This is a genomic window from Roseovarius sp., assembly GCF_018066915.1.
Taxonomy (GTDB): domain Bacteria; phylum Pseudomonadota; class Alphaproteobacteria; order Rhodobacterales; family Rhodobacteraceae; genus Roseovarius.
Genome location: NZ_JAGPVV010000278.1, coordinates 1 through 22,970 on the forward strand (window position 1 = coordinate 1; position 22,970 = coordinate 22,970).

The 22,970-nt window shown below is 61.1% G+C and carries 25 protein-coding genes and 1 tRNA gene; 8 read left to right on the plus strand and 18 right to left on the minus strand.

Going from position 1 to position 22,970, the window contains the following annotated elements; genetic code table 11:
- The first annotated feature begins 185 nt into the window (after nt 1-185).
- On the plus strand, nt 186-1,205 hold the full coding sequence (locus KBT70_RS15395; RefSeq protein ID WP_296635811.1) for a glycosyltransferase family 10: 1,020 nt from the start codon (nt 186-188) through the stop codon (nt 1,203-1,205).
- 7 nt (nt 1,206-1,212) lie between these two features.
- Here the strand turns inward: KBT70_RS15395 and KBT70_RS15400 are convergent, their stop codons facing one another.
- Nucleotides 1,213-1,479: a hypothetical protein gene (locus tag KBT70_RS15400; RefSeq protein ID WP_296635814.1), complete on the minus strand. Its 267-nt coding sequence runs from the start codon at nt 1,477-1,479 to the stop codon at nt 1,213-1,215.
- A gap of 121 nt (nt 1,480-1,600) precedes the next feature.
- Here KBT70_RS15400 and KBT70_RS15405 point away from each other — a divergent pair, with 121 nt between their 5' ends.
- Together KBT70_RS15405 and KBT70_RS15410 are read left to right on the plus strand one after the other, a co-directional pair.
- Nucleotides 1,601-2,041 carry a DUF6314 family protein gene (locus tag KBT70_RS15405; protein WP_296635816.1) on the plus strand — a complete coding sequence of 147 codons (441 nt, stop codon included), beginning with the start codon at nt 1,601-1,603 and terminating at the stop codon, nt 2,039-2,041.
- A gap of 9 nt (nt 2,042-2,050) precedes the next feature.
- Nucleotides 2,051-2,785, plus strand: a complete 735-nt coding sequence (locus tag KBT70_RS15410; RefSeq protein WP_296635819.1) for a DUF3445 domain-containing protein — start codon at nt 2,051-2,053, stop codon at nt 2,783-2,785.
- 26 nt (nt 2,786-2,811) lie between these two features.
- On the opposite strand, the gene KBT70_RS15415 is transcribed toward KBT70_RS15410, so the two are convergent.
- The 5 genes from KBT70_RS15415 to KBT70_RS15435 all read right to left on the minus strand — a co-directional run bounded on the left by KBT70_RS15415 (nt 2,812) and on the right by KBT70_RS15435 (nt 7,364).
- Complete coding sequence (locus tag KBT70_RS15415; RefSeq protein ID WP_296635824.1) at nt 2,812-3,504, minus strand: hypothetical protein; 693 nt, start codon at nt 3,502-3,504, stop codon at nt 2,812-2,814.
- An 83-nt stretch (nt 3,505-3,587) separates the two neighbouring features.
- Complete coding sequence (locus tag KBT70_RS15420) at nt 3,588-4,391, minus strand: lytic transglycosylase domain-containing protein (RefSeq protein WP_296635898.1); 804 nt, start codon at nt 4,389-4,391, stop codon at nt 3,588-3,590.
- A 106-nt stretch (nt 4,392-4,497) separates the two neighbouring features.
- The gene (locus tag KBT70_RS15425) at nt 4,498-5,370 is read right to left on the minus strand and encodes a hypothetical protein (RefSeq protein ID WP_296635827.1); all 873 of its coding nucleotides are present in this window, start codon (nt 5,368-5,370) and stop codon (nt 4,498-4,500) included.
- Between the two features lie 218 nt (nt 5,371-5,588).
- Entirely contained in the window at nt 5,589-6,995 is a 1,407-nt protein-coding gene (gene glnA, locus KBT70_RS15430) for a type I glutamate--ammonia ligase (protein ID WP_296635834.1), read from the minus strand.
- A gap of 30 nt (nt 6,996-7,025) precedes the next feature.
- Complete coding sequence (locus KBT70_RS15435; protein WP_008282302.1) at nt 7,026-7,364, minus strand: P-II family nitrogen regulator; 339 nt, start codon at nt 7,362-7,364, stop codon at nt 7,026-7,028.
- Nucleotides 7,365-7,536: 172 nt separating this feature from the next.
- Here KBT70_RS15435 and KBT70_RS15440 point away from each other — a divergent pair, with 172 nt between their 5' ends.
- Nucleotides 7,537-9,126: an NAD(P)H-hydrate dehydratase gene (locus KBT70_RS15440; protein ID WP_296635839.1), complete on the plus strand. Its 1,590-nt coding sequence runs from the start codon at nt 7,537-7,539 to the stop codon at nt 9,124-9,126.
- Here KBT70_RS15440 and KBT70_RS15445 read toward each other — a convergent pair.
- Nucleotides 9,063-9,560: a Hint domain-containing protein gene (locus KBT70_RS15445; RefSeq protein ID WP_296635844.1), complete on the minus strand. Its 498-nt coding sequence runs from the start codon at nt 9,558-9,560 to the stop codon at nt 9,063-9,065. The two genes, KBT70_RS15440 and KBT70_RS15445, sit on opposite strands and share 64 nt — an antisense overlap.
- A gap of 177 nt (nt 9,561-9,737) precedes the next feature.
- Here KBT70_RS15445 and KBT70_RS15450 point away from each other — a divergent pair.
- Nucleotides 9,738-9,822, plus strand: a tRNA-Leu gene (locus KBT70_RS15450).
- Nucleotides 9,823-9,940: 118 nt separating this feature from the next.
- Complete coding sequence (gene tig / locus KBT70_RS15455) at nt 9,941-11,272, plus strand: trigger factor (RefSeq protein ID WP_296635848.1); 1,332 nt, start codon at nt 9,941-9,943, stop codon at nt 11,270-11,272.
- Between the two features lie 128 nt (nt 11,273-11,400).
- Here tig and KBT70_RS15460 read toward each other — a convergent pair whose 3' ends face one another.
- From KBT70_RS15460 to rpsF, 5 genes are all read right to left on the minus strand, one after another.
- Nucleotides 11,401-12,195, minus strand: coding sequence for an acyl-homoserine-lactone synthase (locus tag KBT70_RS15460; RefSeq protein ID WP_296635852.1), 795 nt, complete (start codon nt 12,193-12,195; stop codon nt 11,401-11,403).
- 187 nt (nt 12,196-12,382) lie between these two features.
- Nucleotides 12,383-13,057, minus strand: coding sequence for a LuxR family transcriptional regulator (locus tag KBT70_RS15465; protein ID WP_296635855.1), 675 nt, complete (start codon nt 13,055-13,057; stop codon nt 12,383-12,385).
- A gap of 406 nt (nt 13,058-13,463) precedes the next feature.
- Complete coding sequence (rplI, locus tag KBT70_RS15470) at nt 13,464-14,075, minus strand: 50S ribosomal protein L9 (RefSeq protein WP_296635859.1); 612 nt, start codon at nt 14,073-14,075, stop codon at nt 13,464-13,466.
- Nucleotides 14,076-14,086: 11 nt separating this feature from the next.
- Nucleotides 14,087-14,314: a 30S ribosomal protein S18 gene (rpsR, locus tag KBT70_RS15475; RefSeq protein WP_008282293.1), complete on the minus strand. Its 228-nt coding sequence runs from the start codon at nt 14,312-14,314 to the stop codon at nt 14,087-14,089.
- A gap of 29 nt (nt 14,315-14,343) precedes the next feature.
- Nucleotides 14,344-14,787 carry a 30S ribosomal protein S6 gene (gene rpsF, locus KBT70_RS15480; protein WP_296635863.1) on the minus strand — a complete coding sequence of 148 codons (444 nt, stop codon included), beginning with the start codon at nt 14,785-14,787 and terminating at the stop codon, nt 14,344-14,346.
- A gap of 229 nt (nt 14,788-15,016) precedes the next feature.
- Here rpsF and KBT70_RS15485 point away from each other — a divergent pair, with 229 nt between their 5' ends.
- Nucleotides 15,017-15,535: a hypothetical protein gene (locus tag KBT70_RS15485; protein ID WP_296635868.1), complete on the plus strand. Its 519-nt coding sequence runs from the start codon at nt 15,017-15,019 to the stop codon at nt 15,533-15,535.
- A 123-nt stretch (nt 15,536-15,658) separates the two neighbouring features.
- Nucleotides 15,659-16,234 (plus strand): YceI family protein, encoded by a 576-nt coding sequence (locus KBT70_RS15490; protein ID WP_296635872.1) that lies wholly within the window; start codon nt 15,659-15,661, stop codon nt 16,232-16,234.
- Between the two features lie 63 nt (nt 16,235-16,297).
- Here KBT70_RS15490 and KBT70_RS15495 read toward each other — a convergent pair whose 3' ends face one another.
- From KBT70_RS15495 to KBT70_RS15520, 6 genes are all read right to left on the minus strand, one after another.
- Nucleotides 16,298-17,506, minus strand: coding sequence for an aminotransferase class I/II-fold pyridoxal phosphate-dependent enzyme (locus KBT70_RS15495; RefSeq protein WP_296635875.1), 1,209 nt, complete (start codon nt 17,504-17,506; stop codon nt 16,298-16,300).
- A 125-nt stretch (nt 17,507-17,631) separates the two neighbouring features.
- The gene (locus KBT70_RS15500; protein ID WP_296635878.1) at nt 17,632-18,936 is read right to left on the minus strand and encodes an FAD-binding oxidoreductase; all 1,305 of its coding nucleotides are present in this window, start codon (nt 18,934-18,936) and stop codon (nt 17,632-17,634) included.
- Nucleotides 18,937-18,984: 48 nt separating this feature from the next.
- Nucleotides 18,985-20,352 carry a glutamine synthetase family protein gene (locus KBT70_RS15505; RefSeq protein ID WP_296635881.1) on the minus strand — a complete coding sequence of 456 codons (1,368 nt, stop codon included), beginning with the start codon at nt 20,350-20,352 and terminating at the stop codon, nt 18,985-18,987.
- Nucleotides 20,336-21,031, minus strand: coding sequence for a type 1 glutamine amidotransferase (locus KBT70_RS15510; protein WP_296635884.1), 696 nt, complete (start codon nt 21,029-21,031; stop codon nt 20,336-20,338). The genes KBT70_RS15505 and KBT70_RS15510 overlap by 17 nt, the downstream gene beginning before the upstream one ends.
- A 47-nt stretch (nt 21,032-21,078) precedes the next feature.
- On the minus strand, nt 21,079-22,395 hold the full coding sequence (locus KBT70_RS15515) for a glutamine synthetase family protein (protein WP_296635891.1): 1,317 nt from the start codon (nt 22,393-22,395) through the stop codon (nt 21,079-21,081).
- A gap of 318 nt (nt 22,396-22,713) precedes the next feature.
- A partial coding sequence (locus KBT70_RS15520) for a M48 family metalloprotease (RefSeq protein ID WP_296635895.1) occupies nt 22,714-22,970 on the minus strand: 257 nt, incomplete at its 5' end.

Genomic DNA, 22,970 nt, shown 5'->3' on the forward strand with positions numbered 1-22,970 from the left:
GGGGTTGTGGCGCAATTCCGCGGTGCCCGCATCGAGATGATCCGCTGAGGCGATCCGCTCAACCTGAGACGGCTGGCTGCGTTTTGCCGCCCCTGTGAACTGGTCAACAAGCCCGGATCGACGTTGCGCCTGCGGTCTTCCACGGCTATCTTGCGCCCGTCTCCTGCGGAACCAAAGGGCTGGTCGTGACAATCAAGGTTCATCCCTTTGGCGATTATGCTCACCGTCAGCCTTTTGCCTATGATCCTATCCGCCGGGCCTGCGCGCCTCAGATCGTGGTCACAGAGGCGTTTGATGCGGCAGATATCATCCTGCTGGCCCATACCAAGGATCTCATCCGCCATGCCGAGGCGCTAAGGCCGCGTTTGGCCGCGCACCAGCGGCTTGTTCTCTTGTCTGAAGAGCCGCTCTGGGACTGTGTGTGGGCCGCTGATCCGCTCAGCAGAGAGCAGGTATTCGAGACCGACGCAGGGCAAGTCCCCTTTGTCTTTCTCAACCACGTCACGTCGGACATCTACGCGTTCGAGCATATCCCCTATTTCCTGCTGACGGATTACGCCTATCCCACGCGCTATGGCTGCTGGTTCAAGGAGAATGCGCCCCTCTCCGAGGCGGATTGGGCGGCACGGTTCGCCGCGACAAAATGGGATTTGGCGTTTGTCGCCGAATACCGGGACGAGCCGCGCTTTGACGCGGCCTTTCCAGAGGCGGAATTCTACGGGCTGGGGCGTTGGCGGACGCGGCTGGCACTGGCCTGCACAGGCGAGCGGCTGTTGCGGACGGGGGCAGGGTGGAACCTCTTGCCGCGCAGGCAAGCCCTGCCGGACTGGCATCTTGAGAAATACCTCGATCTGCGGGGCCGCTGCGCCGTGCTCTCGGCGGTCGAGAACACCTATCACCGGTCCTATGTCACGGAAAAGGTGTTCGACAGTCTCGCGATAGGTGCCATGCCTCTCTATGTCGCGGGGCCGGGTCACAGGATTCACGACCTGTTGCCGCAGGGGGCCTTTGTCAATCTGCACGGCATGTCGCCAGAGGTGGCGGCAGAGCGGATCATAGGCTACAGGCCCGATCCGCAGTCCCTCTCCGCCTATTGCGAGGCGCAGGCGCGGCTATCGGCGCTGTTCAACACGCCCGCGCTTTTATGTGCCGAGTATGACCGTCTGGCGCAGGCGCTCTTGCGCAACCTTTCCGATCTCGTCTGATCAAGCGTTACCTTTGGCGACCCAGAAGCCGCCTCAAAGGCGCAGTCAGCCGCCAACTGCGCGAGGCCAGAACCGCGTCAAGTTGCGCCTTTGCCTCTGTCAGTTCCGCCTCAAGGGCGGCAATTCGATCGGCACAGGCGGCGGTTTCTGCCTCTTGTTCTCGACGTTGGGAATAGGCTTGCTCCAGCGCACGTTGCACCTGATGCAACTGCGCAAGCAGGATCTGCTCGCCCGGTGTGGCCTGATCAAGGGGTTCGTTCGTCGTCGGGGTCATGACTTCTCCTGCCGATACCAAGCGACTTTATGCGCCCTGTGCTGTGCCGTCCATTGCCCTGATCGGTCTGGCGCGCTCAGTCCGGCTTGCGAATCGCGGGGGAGTGCCGCAGGTCTGGACCATGACACACACCGTCACCCTGACCGATTTCACAGGCGTCTGGACGCTCGACCGGGCCATTCAACATGCCGATGGCCTGCGCGCGCGGTTCCTTGGGCAGGCCATCTGGCGGCCTGACCCCAAGGGGCTGGCCTATCACGAGACGGGCGAGATGGTGTTGGGGGATGGCACGCGGTTCCTCGCTGAGCGGCGGTATCTGTGGGCACACGATCTGTCGGTCTGGTTCGAGGACGGGCGTTTATTCCATCATATTCCGCCCAATGGGGGCGAGACCGCCCATTGGTGCGATCCGGATCACTATGACGGGCATTACGATTTTGCCGATTGGCCCGAGTTCACGGTCACATGGCGCGTGCGTGGCCCGCGCAAGGATTATGGCATGGAAACCCGCTATCGCCGGGCGCGCGATTTTGCGGATGCGGCGGCGCGGGCGCTTGGCTAAGCTTGCGCCATGACAGAGATTCTCCAGACTCGATTGCCCTATGATCCTGAGGGTCCGCATGCCCTGCCGGGGGTTTCACCGCTCGCCATGGCTGACTGGTTGCAGGTCGATGAGGCCTTTGCCGGGCAGATGGCCGAACGCGCGCGGCTTTTGTCCGAGCAGCGCGCCGAAGTGCTGGCGGTGACGGACGGAGCAGTCCCGGCGGCGGCGGAGCTTTTGCAATTTGTGCTGGATTGGTTGCAGGAATACGGCCAAGGCTATGGCATTTCCGCAAATCAGGTGCAGCGCCCCGATGGTGTGATCGTCCCCATCGACAGGGCCGACCCGATGGGAACGCTGGGGCACCTGGTGCAAGAGGATCTTTGCCTCATGGAACGTCGGGGCGACGAGCATGTGCTGTCAGCGGCTGTTCTGTGCTTTCCGGCGAGTTGGCATCTGGCAGACAAGATCGGGCGACCGCTGACCACCATTCACGGGCCGGTCAAAGTCTATGACGAGACCCTCGCGCGGCGGGTGCAACGGCTATTCGATGGGGTGCAAGAGGGGCGGCCGCTCTGGCGGTTCAACGCGCTGCGCTATGCCAGTCCAACGCTGCATCAGCCCCGGTCGCGCGTGCAGCCGAGTGCCGAGGCCGAGTATCCCTATTTGCGCAGCGAACGGCAATGCGTGCTGCGCCTGCCGCAAACGCGCGCCTGCGTGTTTTCGATTCACACCTATGTTCTGGCCCGTACGACCGCGCAATAAGCAGCAAAGCCGGTTTACCGTCTTGCTCAGGTCAGAAGCGGTTGCGCCTCGCGCAGGGTGGTATAGGCCAAGAGTGCAGCCCCGAGCGGCGGCACATGCAGAAAGAGCGTGAGGCCAAAGGTGACGATCGTCAGACGCATCGGAAAAGAGGCTCCGGGCACCGCCAATTGCGCGTCCACCGCATCCTCGGGGATGGGGTGTTTGGGCCGCTCTGTGCTTTTGGGGGTCTCCTCTCGACGGCGGGCTCTTGACTGCCGCGTGGTCGGAGCCGGGCGTCGGCTGTGCGTGGCCTCGGTGGCGCAGCCGGACAACAACTCGAATGTCATGTCGAGAAGCGCGCTGCCGATGGGGCGGTTGGCGGCCCCATGCAGAACCGCGTCAAACGGAAGATAGCCGCGCACCCGCTCGACCAGACGCCGCGTCAGCATTTCATAGGCCTCGGGATCGAGGGTCACGTTGCGCTTGGCGTTGCGCGGCCCGACCGCCAGCACAAGATAACTCGGCTGGTTCAGGTTCTCGGCCGGAAGCCAGCCAAGCGCGATGCGCACCGCATCCCGGTCGATCAGGGCAATATCTTCGCCATCCCAGGTCAGGCGGCGCAGTTGCGGTGCCAGACGTTGCGAAGCGATGTCGAACTCCTCGACGATGTCGGGAAAGTCCATTTCAGGAGGATCAAAGAACTCCAAAGCGGCGATCTGGCCGTAATTCTGTCTGCTCATTTCATGCCCCGTTCTTGAGAGGGTTCAGAGAAAACCGGACATACTTGGCACGTTACCTGAGTGTGGGAGAGGACGATTGCCCGTCAGCCCCCGTCGATTTGCGCGCCCATCAGGGCAATCGCCTTTTGATAAACACCAGCGGCGTTCCATTGCTGGATCACGCTGAAATTCGGCTGACCTTCCTGATAGCCCTGACCGGGCTGCCAGCCCTTTTGGCGCAGGAAATTCGCGGTCGAGGCCAAAGCGTCGGTGAGATTGTAGAAATCGACCCGACCGTCGCCATTGGCATCAACGCCGTAGCGCAGGGCGTTGCCCGGCAGAAACTGGGTATGCCCCAACTCGCCATGTTTCGCGCCCTTGGTTTGGGCGGTGATAGCACCTTGATCCACCAGCATGAGCGCCCCTAGCGCATGGGGCCGAAAGAAATCAGAGCGGCGGCAATCATAGGTGAGCGTGACAATGGCCGATACCACGGAACTATCGCCCATGAACCCGCCAAATCCGGTTTCCATCCCGTGAATGGCAATCAGAACACCTGCGGGCACCCCATACTGCCGCTCCAGCGCGTCGTAAAAGGCGGCATCCTGCGCGCGCCGCTTGCGTCCCTGGGAGATGATGGTCTGGGCACCGCGCACCTGCATGAACTTCTCGAGACTGTATTTGAAGCTCTTCTGGTTGCGGTCCGCCGCGATGGTGCCGCTGGCATATTGCGCCCCGGACAGAGCCTCGAGCCCCCGTGCCCCGACCCCTTCGGCAGCCGCCTCTTTGGCAAAGGCGGCCTTCCATGCGGAAAACCCGTCAGCGCTGTTGCCACAGGCTGCGGCCAGCGCGCTGCTGGCTACAAGGCTCAATCCAAGAGCCATGGCAAGGGGCTTCAGGCGGCGCATCGTCGTCGGTAACATTACAATCTCCCGTGAAAAGGCTTTCGCTCCGAGTGTAACGCGCCACGCGCGCGCCACAAGTGCGCCTCTGCGGGGAAATTTCCGGTTCCGGTCATCCCAAGAGGTCCTGCATGGTTTGCAAAGCCGCTGCCGTGGCACCATTGACTTGCAAGGTCAGGAACAATCCGGTCATCGCCGCCGTCTGAGAGGCAAGGCGCAGGTTCTCGCCGCGCATCAGGTTGATGATGGCAAGGGCGGCGGCAACCGGCAGGGCAAAGAGACCCAGCGTGATCGTCATGATCCAGACGCTGAGGCGCAGAGGCGCTGTGCTCTCGCGGATGCTGTCGGGGTTGGGTATCGCCGCATCGACCGGGGCATTGTTTTCCCGGAATACCGCCCTGAGGGCGCCGGTCACGCGGTCGTCGGGGGCGGCGTCGCTCTCCGAGACAAAGCGTGCATGGAGCGCCTGATGGGTGAGCTCGATGTCCGGCAGACGGCTGCGTGCGGCCATGGCCTTGGGGTGGGGGACGACCTCGGCTTGAGGTGCGGGCGCCTCGTCGTCGTCCTGAAAGGTGACGGCTTCGAGAAACTCGGCATGGCTGAGCAGGGCCAGCGGATGAATCCACTGCACATAATCGGGGGCGAGCGTATTGTGCAACGCGCGCAGCACATGCGCCATGACCGACAGCGCCAATTGCGTCTGCGGCGGGGCCTCAGGATCGGGTTGCGAGAGGCTCAACGCCAAGAAGTGTTCGGCGGGCTGATCCAAGGCAGCCAGCTTGTGATCCTGTTTGATCTCGATCCTGAGAACGAAATGATCGGAGTGCAACGTCGCCGCGCAGTCGGACAAGATCCGCAAGCCCGTCGTCTGTTCGTCCAGCCAATCGAGGATCATGCTGATCCGGTTGCCGATTCGGACAATGTCGAAGGTTCTCGTACCGAGAAATACTAGCCCTGCCGTTACCCTGTGAGTGGAATTGGCCATGGGATGTTCCATTATCTGCGTTGTGAGTGTTCTCTTAATGACAACCGAAGGTGGAACTGATTTGTTTCAAATGCGGATTAATTTGGGCAATTCCTCAAATATCGCGATATTGATGCCAATCACGCAACGGTGAAGAGACCGTGAAGCAAGCGGAGGGAACGCATGAAAAAGGGCACCCCGTTTGGGATGCCCTGAATTTTGAACTGCGATGACCGCAATCAGCAGCTGTAGTACATGCCGAATTCGACCGGGTGCGGCGTGTGCTCGTATTTGTGCACCTCGTCAAACTTGAGGGCGATGTAGGCCTCGATCTGGTCCTTGGTGAACACGTCGCCAGCCAGAAGGAAATCGTGGTCCGCCGCGAGGCAATCCAGCGCTTCGCGCAAGGAGCCGCAGACAGTCGGGATATCCTTGAGCTCTTCGGCTGGCAGATCGTAGAGGTTCTTGTCCATGGCTTCGCCGGGGTCGATCTTGGACTTGATACCGTCCAGACCGGCCATCAGCAGGGCCGAGAACGCCAGATAGGGGTTTGCACTCGGGTCAGGGAAACGGGCCTCGACGCGCTTGGCCTTGGGGCTCTCTGTCCACGGAATACGAACGCAGCCCGAACGATTGCGGGCCGAATAGGCGCGCAGAACGGGGGCCTCGAAACCGGGGATCAACCGCTTGTAGCTGTTGGTGCCGGGGTTGGTGAAGGCATTGAGCGTCTTGGCATGCTTGAGAATGCCACCGATGAAATAGAGCGCCTCTTGGCTCAGATCGGCATATTTGTCACCGGCAAAGAGCGGCTTGCCGTCTTTCCAGATCGACATGTTCACATGCATGCCCGATCCGTTGTCGCCATAGATCGGCTTGGGCATGAAGGTGGCCGACTTTCCATAGGCATGCGCCACGTTGTGAATGATGTACTTGTATTTCTGGATTTCGTCGGCTTGCTTGGTCAGCGTGCCGAAAATCAGGCCCAATTCATGTTGGCAGCTTGCAACTTCGTGATGATGCTTGTCCACCTTCATACCGATGCGCTTCATGGTCGAGAGCATCTCGGCGCGCAGGTCCTGTGCGTCGTCGATCGGGTTCACCGGGAAATAGCCGCCTTTGAGGCCGGGGCGATGGCCGGTGTTGCCCATCTCGTATTCGGTGTCGCTGTTCCAAGAGGCATCAACGGCGTCGACCTGATAGGAGACCTTGTTGATGGTGTTCGAGAAACGCACGTCATCAAAGATGAAAAATTCGGCTTCGGGGCCGAAATAGGCCACATCGCCGATGCCGGAGGCTTTCAGATAAGCCTCGGCCTTTTCGGCTGTGCCGCGCGGATCGCGGTCATAGGATTCGCCGGTGTCCGGCTCGACCACAGAGCAATGGATGCAGAGTGTCTTTTCCGCGTAGAACGGATCAATATAGGCGCTCTCGGTGTCGGGCATCAGCTTCATGTCGGAGGCTTCGATCGACTTCCAGCCGGCAATCGACGACCCGTCGAACATGAAACCTTCTTCGAGGAAATCCTCATCGACCAGGTCGGCGACCACGGTCACATGCTGAAGTTTGCCGCGCACGTCGGTAAACCGGATATCGACGTAATCGACATCCTCGTCCTTGATCAGCTTGAGAACTGCGTCCTTGCTCATTCTCTTGTCCTTTTCTTGTTAGGGTAGATTTCAGAGCGCGTCCGAACCGGATTCACCGGTGCGGATGCGAATGGCTTGCTCGACAGGGCTTACGAAAATCTTGCCGTCGCCGATCTTGTCCGTTTTGGCCGCGTCGATGATCGCGGCGATGGCCGCGTCCACCTGATCATCATCGAGCACGACGTCGATTTTCACCTTGGGCAGGAAATCGACCACATATTCCGCACCGCGATAGAGCTCGGTATGGCCTTTTTGACGGCCAAAGCCCTTGACCTCGATGACCGAGAGGCCCTGAATGCCAGCTTCCTGAAGCGCCTCCTTCACCTCGTCGAGTTTGAAGGGTTTGATGATCGCTTCGATCTTTTTCATCGGCTCGGCCTCCCGCGGTTACGTTCGGAACGTGCAGACCACTTCTCACGACGAGGCTCAATCGGTTAAGCTGGTTTTTGCGGCACTCCCGACGGGTTGAGAGGATGTGTTGCACAAAAAAGATGCAAAATGCCGAAAAAAGCATCAAAAATAAAACGCATAGGGACCAAGTATGTTGGAAATTTTGTCAGCCACCGAAATGCGCGCGCTCGAGCAGGCGGCTATCGAGTCGCGCCATGTCACCGGGCTTGAGTTGATGGAGCGGGCGGGGCGCGCCCTGGTCGAGGCGGTGTTCACCGAGTGGCCGGAACTGGCCAAGGCACCGCAAAAAGCGATCGTTCTGTGCGGGCCGGGCAACAATGGCGGCGACGGGTTTGTCATCGCGCGGCTGTTGAAGGATTGGGGGTGGGAGATCGAGGTTCATTTGCTGGGTGATGCTGCCCGGCTTCCGCCTGATGCGCGGGTGAACCATGACCGGTGGTGTGCCATGGGCGAGGTGCATGATCTGGCCGAGGCACCACGGAACGTGCAGGGCGCAGCGCTCATTATAGATGCGCTCTTTGGCACGGGTCTGAGGCGACCACTGGAGGGGACAGCATGCGCTGCGGCGTTGTGGATCGGCGCGGAAAAGGGGGCAGCCCGTATTGTCGCGGTGGATCTGCCCTCTGGGCTATGCAGCGACAGTGGCCGCATCTTGGGCGCGGCGGGGGACGTGATACGCGCAGACCTGACCGTCACATTTCATGCGCCCAAGTTGGGTCATCTGCTCGACGCGGGACCAGAGGTCTGTGGGCGCGTTGTTGTGGCGGACATCGGTCTTGTGGCGCGGGCTGAGGGCGCGGTCAGGATGGTTGCAGCCCCCGACGCGCAGAGCCTCGACAAGGCGGCATCGGCGCATAAATACGGCCATGGTCACGCCCTGATCCTGACGGGCGGCGCAGGTAGGACCGGTGCGGCACGGCTTGCTGCGCGCGCGGCGCTCCGGATTGGGGCAGGGGTGGTGACGGTTGGCGTGCCACCGGCCGCGCAGATGGAGGTGGCGTGCCAGATCACCGCATTGATGCTGGGGCGTGTCAGGGATGGCGCGGATTTGGCCACTGTGCTCGAGGATGGGCGTATCACTGCACTCTGTCTTGGGCCGGGGATGGGGCTGGGCGAGGACAAGGTGGGCTTGCTCAAAGTGGCATTGCAGAGCGGACGCCCTCTGGTGCTGGACGCCGACGCGCTCACCCTGATTGCCCGCGATTCAGACCTGTGGGCGCACTTGCATCCCTGCTGTATCATGACGCCCCATGCGGGGGAATTCGCGCGGCTCTTTCCCGATCTGGCCCAGAGGCTCTCGGTTGTGCCTGCGACCGGTCCTGCCTATTCCAAGGTCAATGCCACCCGTGAGGCGGCCAAGCGGGCAGGTTGCGTCGTGCTGTTGAAAGGGCCCGATACGGTTATTGCGGCACCGGATGGGGGCTGCGCGATCTCTGCGGCGGCCTATGGCCGCGCTGCGCCGTGGTTGGCCACCGCAGGCTCGGGCGATGTCTTGGCCGGGTTCATCACCGGGCTCTTGGCGCGTGGTTTTGAACCGATGCAAGCTGCCGAAACTGCGGCTTGGCTGCATGTGGAATGTGCCCGGCACCATGGCCCCGGCCTGATTGCCGAGGACCTGCCCGAAACCTTGCCCGACGTGCTGCGCGCGTTGCCGGATCAGGCGGCGCGAGCGTCAAGCCGCATGTCGGCGCTGCTGGCGAGTTCCAGCCCATCGACATAGAGAATATGGGGGTCTGCAAAGTCGAGCGTAACGAGCGTCATCTCTTGCGCGGCCTCAAGCGTCACAAATTCGCCATCCACAAGCCGTGTCGCAGGCACCAGAGCCTGCGTGTCACCAAAGAGCGCCTTGGCCCGCCAATCGCGTACGAGCAGCAGTTGACCGGCGGGCAGAGTTACATCCCGCTCAGGCCGCGTATGCCCCAGAGTGCCCGCCATGATCCGCACCGCCGCCGTGCGCAGCCTGTGCCGGGTGATGCCACGCAACACCGCCGTGCCGCTATCGCGGGTGATCACGCGGTCCCCGACGTTCAGATCAGCAATGCGCCGCTCGCCGTCGAGGGTGAGAATGATGCTGTCGGCCAAGAGGCCGCATGTGTCCACAGGGGGAAAGACGGCCACTCCGCCATCTGACCGCCCGACCGTTTTCGGTTTCATGGCGTGTCTCGCTTGTTTTCTGCCTCAATTTACAACCAGAATATGGCAAGATTGGGTTAATGTCCTGCCTTTTTTTCGCCATGATCCGACGCGCCTGCGCTGAATTTTCCCCTCGCATCCGGCGGGGCGCTTTGCTAGACACCGCGCCAGCGGCCCGTGAGGGCACGCGCAACGGATGCGGGTGTGGCGAAATTGGTAGACGCACCAGATTTAGGTTCTGGCGCCGCAAGGCGTGGGGGTTCAAGTCCCTCCACCCGCACCAACAGACCGGCCGCGTAACGCCGGATTTCCCTTGCACGTTAGCGGGGGCCTCAATAGAACACGCGTGATTTTGACCGCCGCGGACGCCTCCGCGGCCCGATGCATATGAGAGGACGAAAATGCAGGTCACCGAGACCCTTAATGAGGGGCTGAAGCGCGGCTACAAGATGATCTTGTCGGCCAAGGATCTGGACGAGAAGGTAAATGCCAAGCTCAAGGAGGCCCAGCCGGACATCGAGCTGAAGGGATTCCGCAAGGGCAAGGTGCCGCTGCCGCTCTTGAAAAAGCAATTTGGCCAGCGTGTGCTGGGCGAGGCCATGCAAGAGAGCGTCGATGACGCCATGAAGGCGCATTTCGAGGCCAAGGGCGAGCGCCCGGCGTTCGAGCCTGACGTCAAAATGGCCAATCAGGAATGGAAAGAGGGCGACGATGTCGAGATCGTGCTGAGCTACGAAGCTCTGCCCGCGATTCCCGAGGTCGACCTCAAGTCGCTCAAGCTCGAGCGTTTGGTCGCCAAGGCCGACGATGCCGCGGTTGACGAGGCGCTCAAGAACCTTGCCGAGAACGCGCAGGATTTCAAGGATCGCAAGAAGGGCACCAAGGCCAAGGACGGCGATCAGGTCGTGATCGACTTTGTCGGCAAGGTCGATGGCGAGGCATTCGATGGCGGCAGCGCCGAGGATTATCCGCTGGTTCTGGGTTCGGGCAGCTTTATCCCCGGATTTGAAGAGCAACTCGTCGGCGTCAAGGTCGAAGAGGTCAAAGCCGTGACCGTGACCTTCCCCGAGCAGTATCAGGCCCCGCATCTCGCGGGCAAAGAGGCGGTGTTCGATTGCACCGTCAAGGCCGTGAAAGAACCGGTTGCCGCCGAGATCAATGATGAGCTGGCGCAGAAGTATGGCGCCGAGGATCTGGCTGCCCTCAAGACCCAGATCGCCGAGCGGCTGGAAATGGAATATGCTGGGGCCGCACGCGCGATCCTCAAGCGTCATGTTCTGGATCAGTTGGATGAGAAGGTCAGCTTTGAACTGCCGCCGACCATGGTCGAAACCGAGGCCAAGCAGATTGCGCATCAGCTCTGGCATGAGGAAAACCCGGACGTTCACGGCCATGATCATCCCGAGATCGACGTGACCGAAGAGCACAACAAGTTGGCCGAGCGCCGCGTGCGCCTTGGTCTCTTGCTGGCGGATCTGGGCCAGAAGGCCGAAGTGCAGGTCACAGATGCCGAAATGACGCAAGCGGTGATGAACCAGGCGCGCCAATATCCGGGCCACGAGCGGGAGTTCTTTGAATTCGTTCAGAAAAACCCGCAGATGCGCCAGCAACTGCGCGCGCCCATCTTTGAGGACAAGGTCATCGACTATGTGGTCGAACTGGCCGAGGTCACGGACAAGGAACTGTCCAAGGAAGAGCTGGAAAAAGCGATCGAGGCGATGAACGACGAGTGATCGTCTGACGCCTTGCTGAAAAATATGAAGGGCCGCCCCGGGGAGAAGTGGGGCGGCCCTCTTCGTTCGAGCGCAAGTGACGTGGTCGACAGTGCCGGTCGCCAGTCAGGAATGCGCGCCCCTGGGGGTTAGGCGCGCTGATCCATGCGCGAACGAATCTTGTCCTCGAGTGCGGCCTTGAGGCGCAGAGCGGCAATGCGCTCTTTCTCCGAGGTTGCTGAGGCAATCTGCTCATCGCAGTACTGCTCAAGCGGCGTTTTCGGTGCGGCAATGCGGGCAATCGCCGGCAGGGCCAGAGCCGCCTCATCGCTGATAAAAACGTCCCCCTCCACACCGCCAAAGGCGCGGATGCGGTTGATCCGCTCGTCCGTGCAATCCAGCAATGCCGCGAGGGCGGGAACCTTGCCCATATCAGCCGTCTTGCCGACATAGTCATAGGGCGCATTGCCCGAGCGTTTCAGAACCCGGTCCATCACCGGATCAATCACCGTCACGATGTCCGACACACCGGCGCGCTTGGCAGCCTCCAGCGACGCGATCATGAGCTCGCAGGTGGCGTAAGAGACGGAGTTGCGATCACGCCCGCGCCCAAGACGACGCGTGTCCACGCAAAACCGGGTCGATTCCCACAAGGTGGCGCTGCGCAGGGGCGGCTCACCATCGAGAATGTCGGCAAAGACATCCGCCAGCATGTGCGGACCCGTGGTCTGCAGCGCGCGTACGCAGGAAACGACGTTCCCCTCATCGTCAAGGCCCACGGCATAGGCCGGGTTCAGGTCATCGAACAAGTCCCGCTCGCGACCGTCCTTCACTTCAACCTGCCAGCCGAGTCGATCCCCAAAGACCCGTGCGCGCAGTTTGAACATCTCGTCCAGCACGTGGCTGAACCTGTCTTTGTTTATGGCATCAATTACCAAGATCATTGTTTCGTCTCCCCAAAAGTGGCGTGTCCCATGTGAGTGGTGCTTTCCGCAATCCAGAGGTTAGTAAATTCCCCGAAGTATACCATTGGGGAAATCCCGTACTGGGACGCACGAATTCTCACCAACCCGTGATAAACTCTTTCGAAATGAGGAAAATTTTGGAAAGTTGATCAAACGCCCGGCCCGCTCAGCGCGGATAGATCAAACCGAGGTTGATCGCGCGGCCAATCGCCTGCGGTGTTGTCAGTGCATTGAGCTTCTGACGGGACGATCGCAGATGCACTTCGACGGTCCGATGCGAGATCGACAGGATATCGCCAATGTCCTGTTGCGACTTACCCGCTGCCGTCCATTGCAGGATCTCGATCTCTCGGGTCGAGAGCGAGGGCGAATTGAGCATGCGCGTCAGGGGGTCGGATTGAATCACCATGTCGTGCATATGCACGGCTGCAGCCTGAAGATCGCCTATGATTCCCGAGATGAGAAGATGCCACTCTCGCTCGGAACAATCGCGGTTGATGCTGAGGCCGCCGACATCGCCGTAGGGTCCATGAATGGGAATCGTCAGGCCCCGGTCGGAAATCCCGAAATCGCGTGCGGCGCGAAAAATCGTCTGGAATTCCGCTCCACGGTCCAGCCTGTTCCAGTCCACCGGCGCGATGCTGTGGCGCGCCTTGAGAAGGGTCGGATCAATCTCGTAATACTTGTTCTGGAGATAATGCGCGGTCCAGTCAGCGCCATAGGTCATATGCCCATGTGATTGCCCACTGATCGGATTCATTCCGGCATAGGCCACATGATCAAGCTCGAACCTGTTGCGCAGATCGTCGAGAAACTGTCGGAATGGATCGACCTGGGCCATTACCGCGCCCCCTTGAGGTCTGCAGGCGGGCTGGTGGGAAGGGCAACCGAGATAAACCCCATGCCGGTTCTGCAACTGACGCAGCGGTTCTCATGGGGCGTCCCAAGGGAAATCGACCGAGTGGGTCGGTCATATGCCCTCTTCAGGATGTGCAGATGTTCCATGTCGGGCGGGCCCAGGTGATATGGTGACAATGTAGCCGATTGCCCCCAAAGGCTGGCTCCGAAGAGCGCGTGACGGTGGGGTTACAGCGCGAGAACCACAAGGACAAAAACCACTATGAGGACAAAAGACGCAACTCTGACGTAAAGAGTAGCATTGCATGGCGCGCGTTGTCGACAACCATGTCACAGAACTATGCCGCGCAGGGGGCTGCGCGGCACATTTTTCATAACAATTGCCTATATCAGGCGTTATTGTCGCTATCGCCGCGACGATCCGAATAGTCGTCATCGTCGCCTGCGGCACCGCCGATATCGTCAAACAGCTCGGCGATTTCGAAGTCAGCGGCCTGATCGGCCTCGGCTGCGGCATCGCGGATGGTCTTGCCAGTGGCTTGCAGCGCGGCTTCTTCGACCGAACGGGCGACGTTCAACTGGATCGTCGCCACGACTTCGGGGTGCAGCGTGACGAGCACGTCATGCAGACCGAGGTCTTTGATCGGTCGGGTCAGGGCAACCTGCTTGCGTTCGATGGTAAAGCCGTTCTCGGTCGCGGCGTCGGCCGCGTCACGGGTGCTGACCGAACCATAGAGCGCGCCGCTGTCCGAGGCTTGACGGATGACGATGAACTGCTGACCGTTCAGCTTGTCCGCCATGGCTTCGGCTTCTTTGCGGGTCTCGAGGTTTTGTGCCTCAAGCTGGGCCTTGCGGGCGGCGAAATCGGAAATGTTCTTTTCCGATGCCGACAGCGCCTTGCCCTGCGGAAGCAGGTAGTTGCGGGCAAAGCCGGGCTTGACGTCGACGACATCGCCCATCTGGCCAAGCTTGGCCACGCGTTCAAGAAGGATCACTTGCATCTGAGGTCTCCTTATTTCACGGCATAGGGCAGAAGGGCGAGGAAACGGGCACGCTTGATGGCGCGCGCGAGTTCACGCTGCTTCTTGGCCGAGACGGCGGTGATGCGCGACGGCACGATCTTGCCACGCTCGGAAATGTAACGCTGCAGAAGGCGCGTGTCCTTGTAGTCGATCTTGGGCGCGCTGTCGCCCGAGAAGGGACAGACCTTGCGGCGACGGAAAAACGGTTTTGTAGCCATGATTTATGTTCCTTGTCTCAGGTGAGGGATCAGCGACGTTCGCGGCGTTCGCCACGATCACCACGGTCAGGGCGGTCCCCACGGTCGGGACGGTCGCCACGGTCTGGGCGGTCGCCACGATCGGGGCGGTCGCCACGGTCGCCGCGCTCGTCACGCTTCTGCATCTGGACAGAGGGGCCCTCTTCATGGGCATCAACCTTGACGGTCAGCACGCGCATGACATCGTCATGCAGGCGCATCAGGCGCTCCATCTCTTGCACAGCGCTCGAGGGCGCATCACTCTTGAGAAAGGCATAGTGGCCTTTGCGGTTCTTGTTGATCTTGTAGGCCATCGTCTTGACGCCCCAATACTCGTGCTCGACGAGTGTGCCACCGTTTTCGGTCAGCACGGCACCAAAATGTTCGATGAGGCCTTCGGCTTGCGCGCTGGACAGGTCCTGACGCGCGATCATCACATGCTCATAAAGCGGCATGTTCACTCCATTTCTATCAAGGCGCATTTCATAGGACGGGCTTTGGATCTTTCGCGCCCCATCCACGAGAGACTGCGCGGTTCATAACGATTGCGAAAGATTGGGCGCGTATACATCGCCCCGAGGGTCGGCGCAAGGCGCTTTGATCCGGCCTGCAGAATGCCTCTGGCCCGCCGCAATGCGGACGAATTTGGCGGGCAGATTTGTAGTGTTCGAGGTGAAAAGGAGTATGACCATGGTTGCCCTGCCGGATTTTGAGCGCGAGTTCACGCACGCACCGTTCGATTACCACGAGACCGCTGGCCATGCTCAGGCAGAGGCCCCGGCCCTCGATCTTGGTCGCGCCACGCAGACCCTCTGCGGCAGCGCGCTGATCTTCTCGGCCTTTGGCCTCTGGCTGGTTTCAGCGGGGTCGCAGGATGCCGCGATGATGATGATCAAGCTGCTGTTTTTCGTGACGCTGCTCTTTGCTGGTTTGATGTGCCTGAGCCGCGCCCGACCCGTTCAGACGGGACCAGAGATCCAAGTGGATGTGATGAACCGTCGCCTGCATGTGATCGCCCCGGTTGCGGGTGGTCGGGCGGCGCGGGTGGCGATCCACGATCTTGACACACTCTCGGAGCTGTCGATGCGGGACCGTGTGCTGACGGCACGCGATGCCGCCGGCCGGCAGATTGTCGCGATGAAGATCGAGGATCGCGCTACGGCCAAGGCCCTGCGGCGCGCGCTCGGGTTTCCGGCACGCTAAGCCCCCGCATCTGGCAGGTGTTCGCCAATCCACAGAGGGTGTTTGAAACTACGGGATTGTGATTTGGAGCCTGAGCGCCAAATGTGATCATGCACGTCACATTTCACTCTCTGGAGGTTTCCAATGAAGAATATCCTGCTCGCCGCAGCGCTTGCCCTGACCGCGACCGGCGCCGTTGCCGCCCCCGAAAAATACGAGCTGGACCCCAGCCACAGCCAAGTTGTGTTTTCCTACAACCACTTGGGCTTTTCCACCACCACTGGCATGTTTTCGGGCTTTGCCGGTGAGATCCTGTTCGATGCCGAAGATCCCGCAGCCTCTTCGGTCAACGTGTCGATGCCGGTGATGTCGATGTTCACCGGCTGGGAGAAGCGCGAAGAGCATTTCATGTCCGAAGATTTCTTTGGCGCAAGCGAAGGGGACATGGTCACGTTCACCTCGACCGGGATCGAGGTCACGGGCGACACCACCGCCAAGATCACCGGTGATCTGACCATGAACGGCGTGACCAAGCCGGTCGTGCTGGATGCGCAACTCAATCAAAAGGCCGATGCACATCCGATGAACAACAAGCCGTGGCTCGGGTTTGACGCCACGACCACCCTGTTGCGGTCGGACTTCGGCGTCGACAAGTTCACGCCTTTCGTCAGCGACGAGGTCGAGGTGCATATCTCGATCGAAGCCGGCAAAGCCGAATAAGCTGTCCTGAGAAAGAAATCAGGGCCGTCCGCCGATTGCGGGCGGCCCTTTTTCATGGCGGGATCAGGTGCCGTAGGCGCGGCTGCGGCCCATCACATCCTCAGCCGCCAGAACCAGCGCATCAGCGATAAGGTCGAGATCGGGGCGCGTCAGGCGCGCGGGCAGTCGCGTATCGCAAGCCCGCATCAACATGGCGCGGGTTTGCGGCAGATCGGGTGTCCCGCCCGGCAGGAATTTCCAGTTCCAGAAGGCGCGCGCATTGTCGGTGCTCAGGCCAAAGACCTGCACCTTGACGCCGCGCGCGGCTGCAGCTTGGGCAAAGGTGCGGGTGTCCTCTTCGGTAAGTCCCACCAGATTGAACTGGATCGAATCCGGCGCGCGTTCTTCGGGCATCAGCTTTTCGGGCACCTGCATCCAAGGCGAGGTATTGAGCCGCGCTGCAACATAATCGTGATTGGAGCGCCCGTCGCGCACCCGCCGCGCCACCTCGGCCAATTGCGGGCGGATGATCGCCGCCGACAGGTTGTTGAGCCGCAGATTATAGAGCGGCAGCTGGTTCTGGGCGCGGGCAAAGGCCGCCTCAAGTGCCGCGTCCGGTGCGGTCAGATGCTTGGCCCAATTGTGCTCATAAGCCCCCGACATGATGACCGCGCGGGCGATCAGGTCGGCGTCGTCGCTGACCATGATCCCGCCTTCACCGGCATTGACCAGCTTGTAGGACTGAAAGCTGAAACAGCCGATTTTCCCGATGGTGCCGATGTTGCGCCCGCCCCAAGTGGTGCCGAGCGAATGTGCCGCATCCTCGATCACCGGAATTCCGCGCGCGGCGCAGAGCGCCATGATGGCGTCCATATCCGAGGTATGGCCGCGCATATGGCTGATGATCACGGCCTGCACCGTGCCCAGCCGTGCCGTAAAATCGGCGATGTCGATGCGGTAATTCTCACCCACCTCGCAGAGCACGGGCACACAATCGGCATGCAGCACCGAAGAGGGCACGGCGGCAAAGGTAAAACCGGGGATCAGCACGCGTGCATCGCGCGGCAAGCCAAGCGCCTTGAGCGAGAGAAACAGCGCGGCCGAACAGGAGGAAACAGCCAGCGCATATTTCGCGCCCAGCAGTGCGGCAAACTCCCGCTCCAGCAGCGTCACGGGGGCGTTTTCCGGGGCTGTGTAGCGAAAGAGATCGCCCGATTGCAGCATGCGGTCGATTTCCGCACGGGCGGCTTCGGGGATGGGTTCCGCGTCATAGACATTGGGGGCAAGGGCCATGTTTTCGGATTTCCTGAAGTTAGGTTTCGGTTTTCCGGAACATATAGGCGTGAATTGTGACAGTTTGTCAAAGGAAACCCCAAGGCCCATGGGCCAAAGGGCAGAATGACGCTGAAAGTCAGGGGTCAGAGCCCGAGGCGGTCGCGCAGCGAAAACCAGGTCATCGCCAGCACCAAAAGCGGGCTGCGCAGGGCCACCCCACCCGGAAAGGCGGGGGCCGGCACCCGCGCCATGCAGTCAAACCCGGACGCTTCGCCGCGCAGCGCCTCGGCCATCAGGCGGCCCGCATGGGTGGCGGTGCCCACTCCATGCCCGGAATAGCCCGAGGCGGTCAGGATATTGGGGGCAAGACGCGCCAGATAGGGCATGCGCCGCAGGGTGATCGCCAACGTGCCGCCCCACGCATAATCGAGCGTAACATCCTGCAAATGCGGAAAAATCTCGAGCATCGGTTTGCGAACGGTGGCGCGGATATCCTTGGGAAAGCGATAGCCATAGCTCTCGCCGCCGCCAAAAAGCAGGCGCTTGTCATGGCTGAGGCGAAAGTAATTGACCACGAATTTGGTATCCGCGACTGCGACATCCTTGGTTAGAATGCGTGCCGCCGCATCCCCCAAGGGCTCTGTCGCCACGATGAAATTATTGATGGGCATGACCCGCGCCGCGACCTTGCGCTCGAGGCCGCCGAGATAGCCGTTGCAGGCGAGAATTAGGTGATCCGCCTCAACCGCGCCCGCATCCGTGGCCACGCGCAGCTTGGCACCACGCGTGATCTGATGGGCTGCCGATCCTTCATGGATACGCACCCCTGCTGCCGCCGCCGCCCGTGCCAGGCCAAGCGCATAGGACAGCGGATGAAGATGCGCGGCCCCCATATCCAGCGTTCCACCGTGGTAGGCGGGCGAGGGGCAGAGCGCGGCAAAGCCTTGCGGGTCCAGCTTTTCGATCTGATCATAGCCATAGCGATTGGCCAGATGATCGGCATACGCATGCTCTGCCGCCACTTCGCGGCCTGAAAAACAGGCATGCGCCACGCCCGGTTTCAGGTGGCAGTCGATGCCATGCCGCGCCACCAGCGATTTGACCAGATCCTTGGCCTCTTCGGCGAGCCGCCACAGATGTGCGGCATCGTCATCGCCCACCAGCCGCTCGAGCGCGGTCTGTTCCATGCGCTGCCCGCTGCCCAATTGCCCGCCATTGCGCCCCGATGCGCCAAAACCCACGCGCTGCGCCTCGAGCAAAACCACATCGAACCCCGCCTCTGCCAGATGCAGCGCGGCCGAGAGGCCGGTATATCCCGCCCCGACCACACAGACATCGGCCCGCGTGCGCCCGCGCAGAGGCGCGAATTCCGGCAAGGGCTTGGCCGTGGCCGCATACCAGCTTGGCGGATAGGTGCCGCGCCGGTCGTTGGAGTAGAGCAGGTTCATGGCTTCTTCTTGGTGCAAATACTCAATCGCACGCCCATGCCGCGTGGCTCAGACATTGAGGAGGAGATGCTCACGCTCCCATGGGCTGATCACCTGGAGGAATTCCTCGTATTCGGTGCGTTTCACGATGGCGTAGACACGGGCGAATTCCGGCCCGAGAATCTCGTGCAGCGCCTTGGCCTCCTCGAACATATCAAGTGCGTCACCCATCACGTTGGGGATATCCGGCTCGCCGGAATAGGCGTCGCCCTTGAACTGTTTGTCGGGCCAATCTTCGTTGAGGATGCCCAAGAGACCGCAGGCCAGGCTGGCGGCGATGCCGAGATAGGGGTTGCAATCCATGCCTGCCATGCGGTTTTCCACCCGGCGCGACTCGGGGCCCGAGAGTGGCACGCGAATACCGGTGGTGCGGTTGTCGCGGCCCCATGCAAGGTTGATCGGGGCGGCGTGATCCTTGACGTAGCGGCGGTAGGAATTGACGTAGGGGGCCAGCACCGCGATGGCCGAAGGCAGGTGTTTCTGCAAGCCGCCGATGAAGTGGAAAAATGCGTCGGTTTCGCCGCCCTGCGGCCCGGCAAAGATGTTGCGCCCTGTCTCCATGTCGAGGATCGAGTGGTGGATATGCATGGCGCTGCCCGGCTCGTCGGCAATGGGCTTGGCCATGAACGTGGCAAAGCAGTCGTGGCGCAGAGCGGCTTCGCGGATCAACCGTTTGAAATAAAAGACTTCATCCGCCAGCTTGATCGGGTCGCCATGGCGCAGGTTGATTTCCAACTGACCGGCTCCGCCCTCCTGCGTGATACCGTCGATCTCGAATCCCTGCGCCTCGGCGAAATCGTAGATGTCGTCGATTACGGGGCCGAATTCGTCGACGGCCGTCATCGAATAGGCCTGACGTGCGGCGGCGGGGCGGCCAGAGCGGCCCATCATCGGCTTGATTTCCTGTGCCGGGTCGAGATTTCGCGCGACGAGGAAGAATTCCATTTCCGGCGCGACCACAGGCTTCATGCCATGGGCGTGATACATATCGACCACCCTGCGCAGCACGTTGCGCGGGGAAAAGGGAATGGGAGAACCTTCGCGGTCAAAGGCATCATGGATGACTTGCAGCGTCCAGTCGGCGGTCCATGGGGCGGCGGTGGCGGTGGACATGTCGGGGCGCAGGATCATATCGCGCTCGATGAAACCGCCTTCGCCTGCCGCCTCGCCCCAGTCGCCGGTGATGGTCTGGAAAAAGATGGAATCGGGCAGGTGAAAGTATTTCTGCCGGGCAAATTTCGTGGCGGGCACGGCCTTGCCGCGCGCAATGCCGGGCAGATCGGAGATGATGCACTCGACCTCGTCGAGGCGGCGATCCTCCAGATAAGTCTGGGCTGCCTTGGGCAGGGAATTGGTCAGTTCACTCAGATCGGCCATGGCTGGCACCTCGTTTGAAAAATTCCGCCATACGGGCGGCTATCGTGGCATTTGCGGTCGGTTGGTCAAGTTTGGCCTTGGCCTCGGCAATCAGGTCAGGCGGCACCACGCCGGGCGCGCGGTGGTGGATGAGGCGGTCGATCATGGTGGCGGTGAATTCGGGATGTGGCTGGATCGTGTAGATCCGGTCGCCATAAAGCAGCGCCGCATTCTCGCAAAACTCACTGGTTCCAATGACTTGGGCACCGTCAGGCAGTTCTGTGACCTGATCCTGATGCCAGGCGTTGAGCGGCAGGCGTTGCCCCTCGATGTCATAATCTGTGACACCCACCTGCCAGCCGCCGCCGAATTTCTCGACCTTGCCGCCCATGGCCTGCGCGATGATTTGATGACCAAAGCAAACCCCCACCAGCGGGCGCCCAGAAGCGTGGATATCGCGGATCAACTGTTCCAGCGGTGGAATCCACGGGTGATCCTCGTAGGCCCCATGTTTGGAGCCAGTGATGAGCCAGCCGTCGGCAGCGTCCGGTCCGGTAGGGAAGTCTTCATCAACCACGTTGTAATGATCGAACTCAAAGCCATGCCCCGCGAGCAACTGGGCGAACATCACCTCGTAATCCCCCAACTCGTCTTGGACGATGTCGGGGGCGTGGCCGGTTTTCAGGATGCCGATTTTCATGGCGGTCTCTTGATTTGATCAAATTAAGGCGGGGTTGCTGGTTCAGGCTACACCGTTTCGAGATAGGTCTTCCAGTGGTCTTCTTTGGGAATGGGGGACATATAGGCCAATTCCTGACGCTTGGTCATCACGAGGTTGCGGATGAGGTCGGGGTGAAAGATGCGCGCAATCATCTGATCCTCGGCAAACCAGTCAATTGCCGTGGCCCAATCCGCCGCCAATTGCGGCATCTCGACCTCATAGGCATTGCCGCTGATGGGCGGCGGCGGGGTCAGCCCGTCTTCGATCCCGGTGATCGCAGCCCCCAGAATAGCGGCAAAGCTGAGATAGGGGTTGATATCGCCGCCAGCGACGCGGTGTTCGATCCGGCGCGCGGCGGGGGGGCCACCGGGGATGCGCACGGCGGTTGTGCGGTTCTCATAGCCCCAGCCCGCGCCAGTGGGCGCATGGGCACCGGGCACCAGTCTTGCATAACTGTTGGCATGTGGCGCAAAAATCAGCGTTGAGGGCGGCATCGCTGCAAGGCAGCCCGCCACGGCGGCGCGCAGGATGTCCGTGCCTTCTGCGGTGCCATCGTTGAAAACGTTGTTCCCTGCCTTGTCCATCACCGAGAAATGCATGTGCATGCCGTTGCCCGTGTCATCGTCGAAGGGTTTGGCCATGAAGGTGGCGACATAGCCGTGCTGACGGGCTAAGCCTTTGATAAGTGTCTTGAAAAGCCAGGTGTCATCGGCGGCGCGCAGGGCGTTCTGATGATGCAGGGTCAGCTCGAACTGACCGATGCCCGCCTCGCTGACAGCGGTTTCGACCGGCAGGCCCATTTCCAGACCGGCCTCGTAGAGGGCGCTGAGGAAACCGTCGAACGCATCCATCTGCCCAAGCGAGAGAATACCCGGAGATTTCATCCGCCGACCATTGCGGGGGTCACGTATGTTCTTGAGAGTATTACCTTTTCCGTCCACCAATGTAAATTCCAATTCGGTCGCGGCCTCGACGTGCCAGCCCTTTGCGGCGTAGCGGTTGAGGACGGAAACGAGGGCGTGACGGGGATCGCCGGCGAAAGGCGTGCCGTCTTCGTGGTGCATGACCATGGGCACAAGGCCTTGGGGCACCTCGAGCCAAGGCAGGGGCACCGGGCCACGGTCGGTGGGCAAGAGCACGCCATCAACGTCGCCGGTGTCGAACACGAGCGGCGAGTTTTCGATATCCGCGCCAAAGATATCCAGATTTAGCGAAGAGAGCGGCATGCGCACGCTACCTGTCGAGAGTTTGTCGGCGTGGGCAACGGGCAGACGCTTGCCGCGCATCCGGCCATTCAGGTCACAGGCGGCCACGCGGAAGGTCTGGAACTGTGTAAGGTCCATTGGAAAAACGTCCTGATCTTGATTTGTGACAGCCTAGCCCGGCCTTGGGGGGCTTGCCAAGATAATTTGATCAAAAAATTTCGAGAGTGACGACTGGTAAGGTTTGTAAGGTCTTTGAGGGGATTTTGTAAGGTCGCGGGGGTGAGAGGTCCTCGGGTCAAGCCCGAGGATGGCGGTTGTGTCCGAGGTGAGAGGTCCTCGGGTCAGGCCTGAGGATGACGGTTGTGTCCGAGGTGAGTGGTCCTCGGGTCAGGCCCGAGGATGACTGTTGGTGTGGGGGTGAGAGGTCCTCGGGTCAGGCCCGAGGATGACAGGGGATCACGGGAGGCTCTGGTGCCAGCGGCTTTCGAGTTTTTCGATGGCGGCGATCCGTTCGGCGGTCTTGGGGTGGCTGAGCAACCACGCGGGCATGGTGCCGCCCGCACCGTTTGTTAACGCCTCGAGTTTTTCGAAAAGTGATTTTTGCGGCGCGGTGCCGATACCGGCCTTGGTCAGGAGGGCGGCGGCATAGGCGTCCGCCTCGTATTCGTCGCCGCGTGACAGGCGGGCGGCGAGGAGGGTGGTCAGACCGTTGG

Bases quoted from the DNA above. Each gene is read 5' to 3' on its own strand.
- KBT70_RS15485 (WP_296635868.1), top strand. From the start codon at position 15,017: ATGACCATGGTTGCCCTGCCGGATTTTGAGCGCGAGTTCACGCACGCA.
- KBT70_RS15515 (WP_296635891.1), bottom strand. From the start codon at position 22,395: ATGGACCTTACACAGTTCCAGACCTTCCGCGTGGCCGCCTGTGACCTG.
- rpsR (WP_008282293.1), bottom strand. From the start codon at position 14,314: ATGGCTACAAAACCGTTTTTCCGTCGCCGCAAGGTCTGTCCCTTCTCG.
- KBT70_RS15495 (WP_296635875.1), bottom strand. From the start codon at position 17,506: ATGGCCCTTGCCCCCAATGTCTATGACGCGGAACCCATCCCCGAAGCC.
- KBT70_RS15440 (WP_296635839.1), top strand. From the start codon at position 7,537: ATGTTGGAAATTTTGTCAGCCACCGAAATGCGCGCGCTCGAGCAGGCG.
- KBT70_RS15415 (WP_296635824.1), bottom strand. From the start codon at position 3,504: ATGAGCAGACAGAATTACGGCCAGATCGCCGCTTTGGAGTTCTTTGAT.
- KBT70_RS15435 (WP_008282302.1), bottom strand. From the start codon at position 7,364: ATGAAAAAGATCGAAGCGATCATCAAACCCTTCAAACTCGACGAGGTG.
- KBT70_RS15425 (WP_296635827.1), bottom strand. From the start codon at position 5,370: ATGGCCAATTCCACTCACAGGGTAACGGCAGGGCTAGTATTTCTCGGT.
- KBT70_RS15410 (WP_296635819.1), top strand. From the start codon at position 2,051: ATGACAGAGATTCTCCAGACTCGATTGCCCTATGATCCTGAGGGTCCG.
- tig (WP_296635848.1), top strand. From the start codon at position 9,941: ATGCAGGTCACCGAGACCCTTAATGAGGGGCTGAAGCGCGGCTACAAG.
- KBT70_RS15500 (WP_296635878.1), bottom strand. From the start codon at position 18,936: ATGAACCTGCTCTACTCCAACGACCGGCGCGGCACCTATCCGCCAAGC.
- KBT70_RS15510 (WP_296635884.1), bottom strand. From the start codon at position 21,031: ATGAAAATCGGCATCCTGAAAACCGGCCACGCCCCCGACATCGTCCAA.
- KBT70_RS15400 (WP_296635814.1), bottom strand. From the start codon at position 1,479: ATGACCCCGACGACGAACGAACCCCTTGATCAGGCCACACCGGGCGAG.
- rplI (WP_296635859.1), bottom strand. From the start codon at position 14,075: ATGCAAGTGATCCTTCTTGAACGCGTGGCCAAGCTTGGCCAGATGGGC.
- KBT70_RS15505 (WP_296635881.1), bottom strand. From the start codon at position 20,352: ATGGCCGATCTGAGTGAACTGACCAATTCCCTGCCCAAGGCAGCCCAG.
- glnA (WP_296635834.1), bottom strand. From the start codon at position 6,995: ATGAGCAAGGACGCAGTTCTCAAGCTGATCAAGGACGAGGATGTCGAT.
- KBT70_RS15465 (WP_296635855.1), bottom strand. From the start codon at position 13,057: ATGGCCCAGGTCGATCCATTCCGACAGTTTCTCGACGATCTGCGCAAC.
- rpsF (WP_296635863.1), bottom strand. From the start codon at position 14,787: ATGCCGCTTTATGAGCATGTGATGATCGCGCGTCAGGACCTGTCCAGC.
- KBT70_RS15460 (WP_296635852.1), bottom strand. From the start codon at position 12,195: ATGATCTTGGTAATTGATGCCATAAACAAAGACAGGTTCAGCCACGTG.
- KBT70_RS15420 (WP_296635898.1), bottom strand. From the start codon at position 4,391: ATGCGCCGCCTGAAGCCCCTTGCCATGGCTCTTGGATTGAGCCTTGTA.
- KBT70_RS15490 (WP_296635872.1), top strand. From the start codon at position 15,659: ATGAAGAATATCCTGCTCGCCGCAGCGCTTGCCCTGACCGCGACCGGC.
- KBT70_RS15445 (WP_296635844.1), bottom strand. From the start codon at position 9,560: ATGAAACCGAAAACGGTCGGGCGGTCAGATGGCGGAGTGGCCGTCTTT.
- KBT70_RS15405 (WP_296635816.1), top strand. From the start codon at position 1,601: ATGACACACACCGTCACCCTGACCGATTTCACAGGCGTCTGGACGCTC.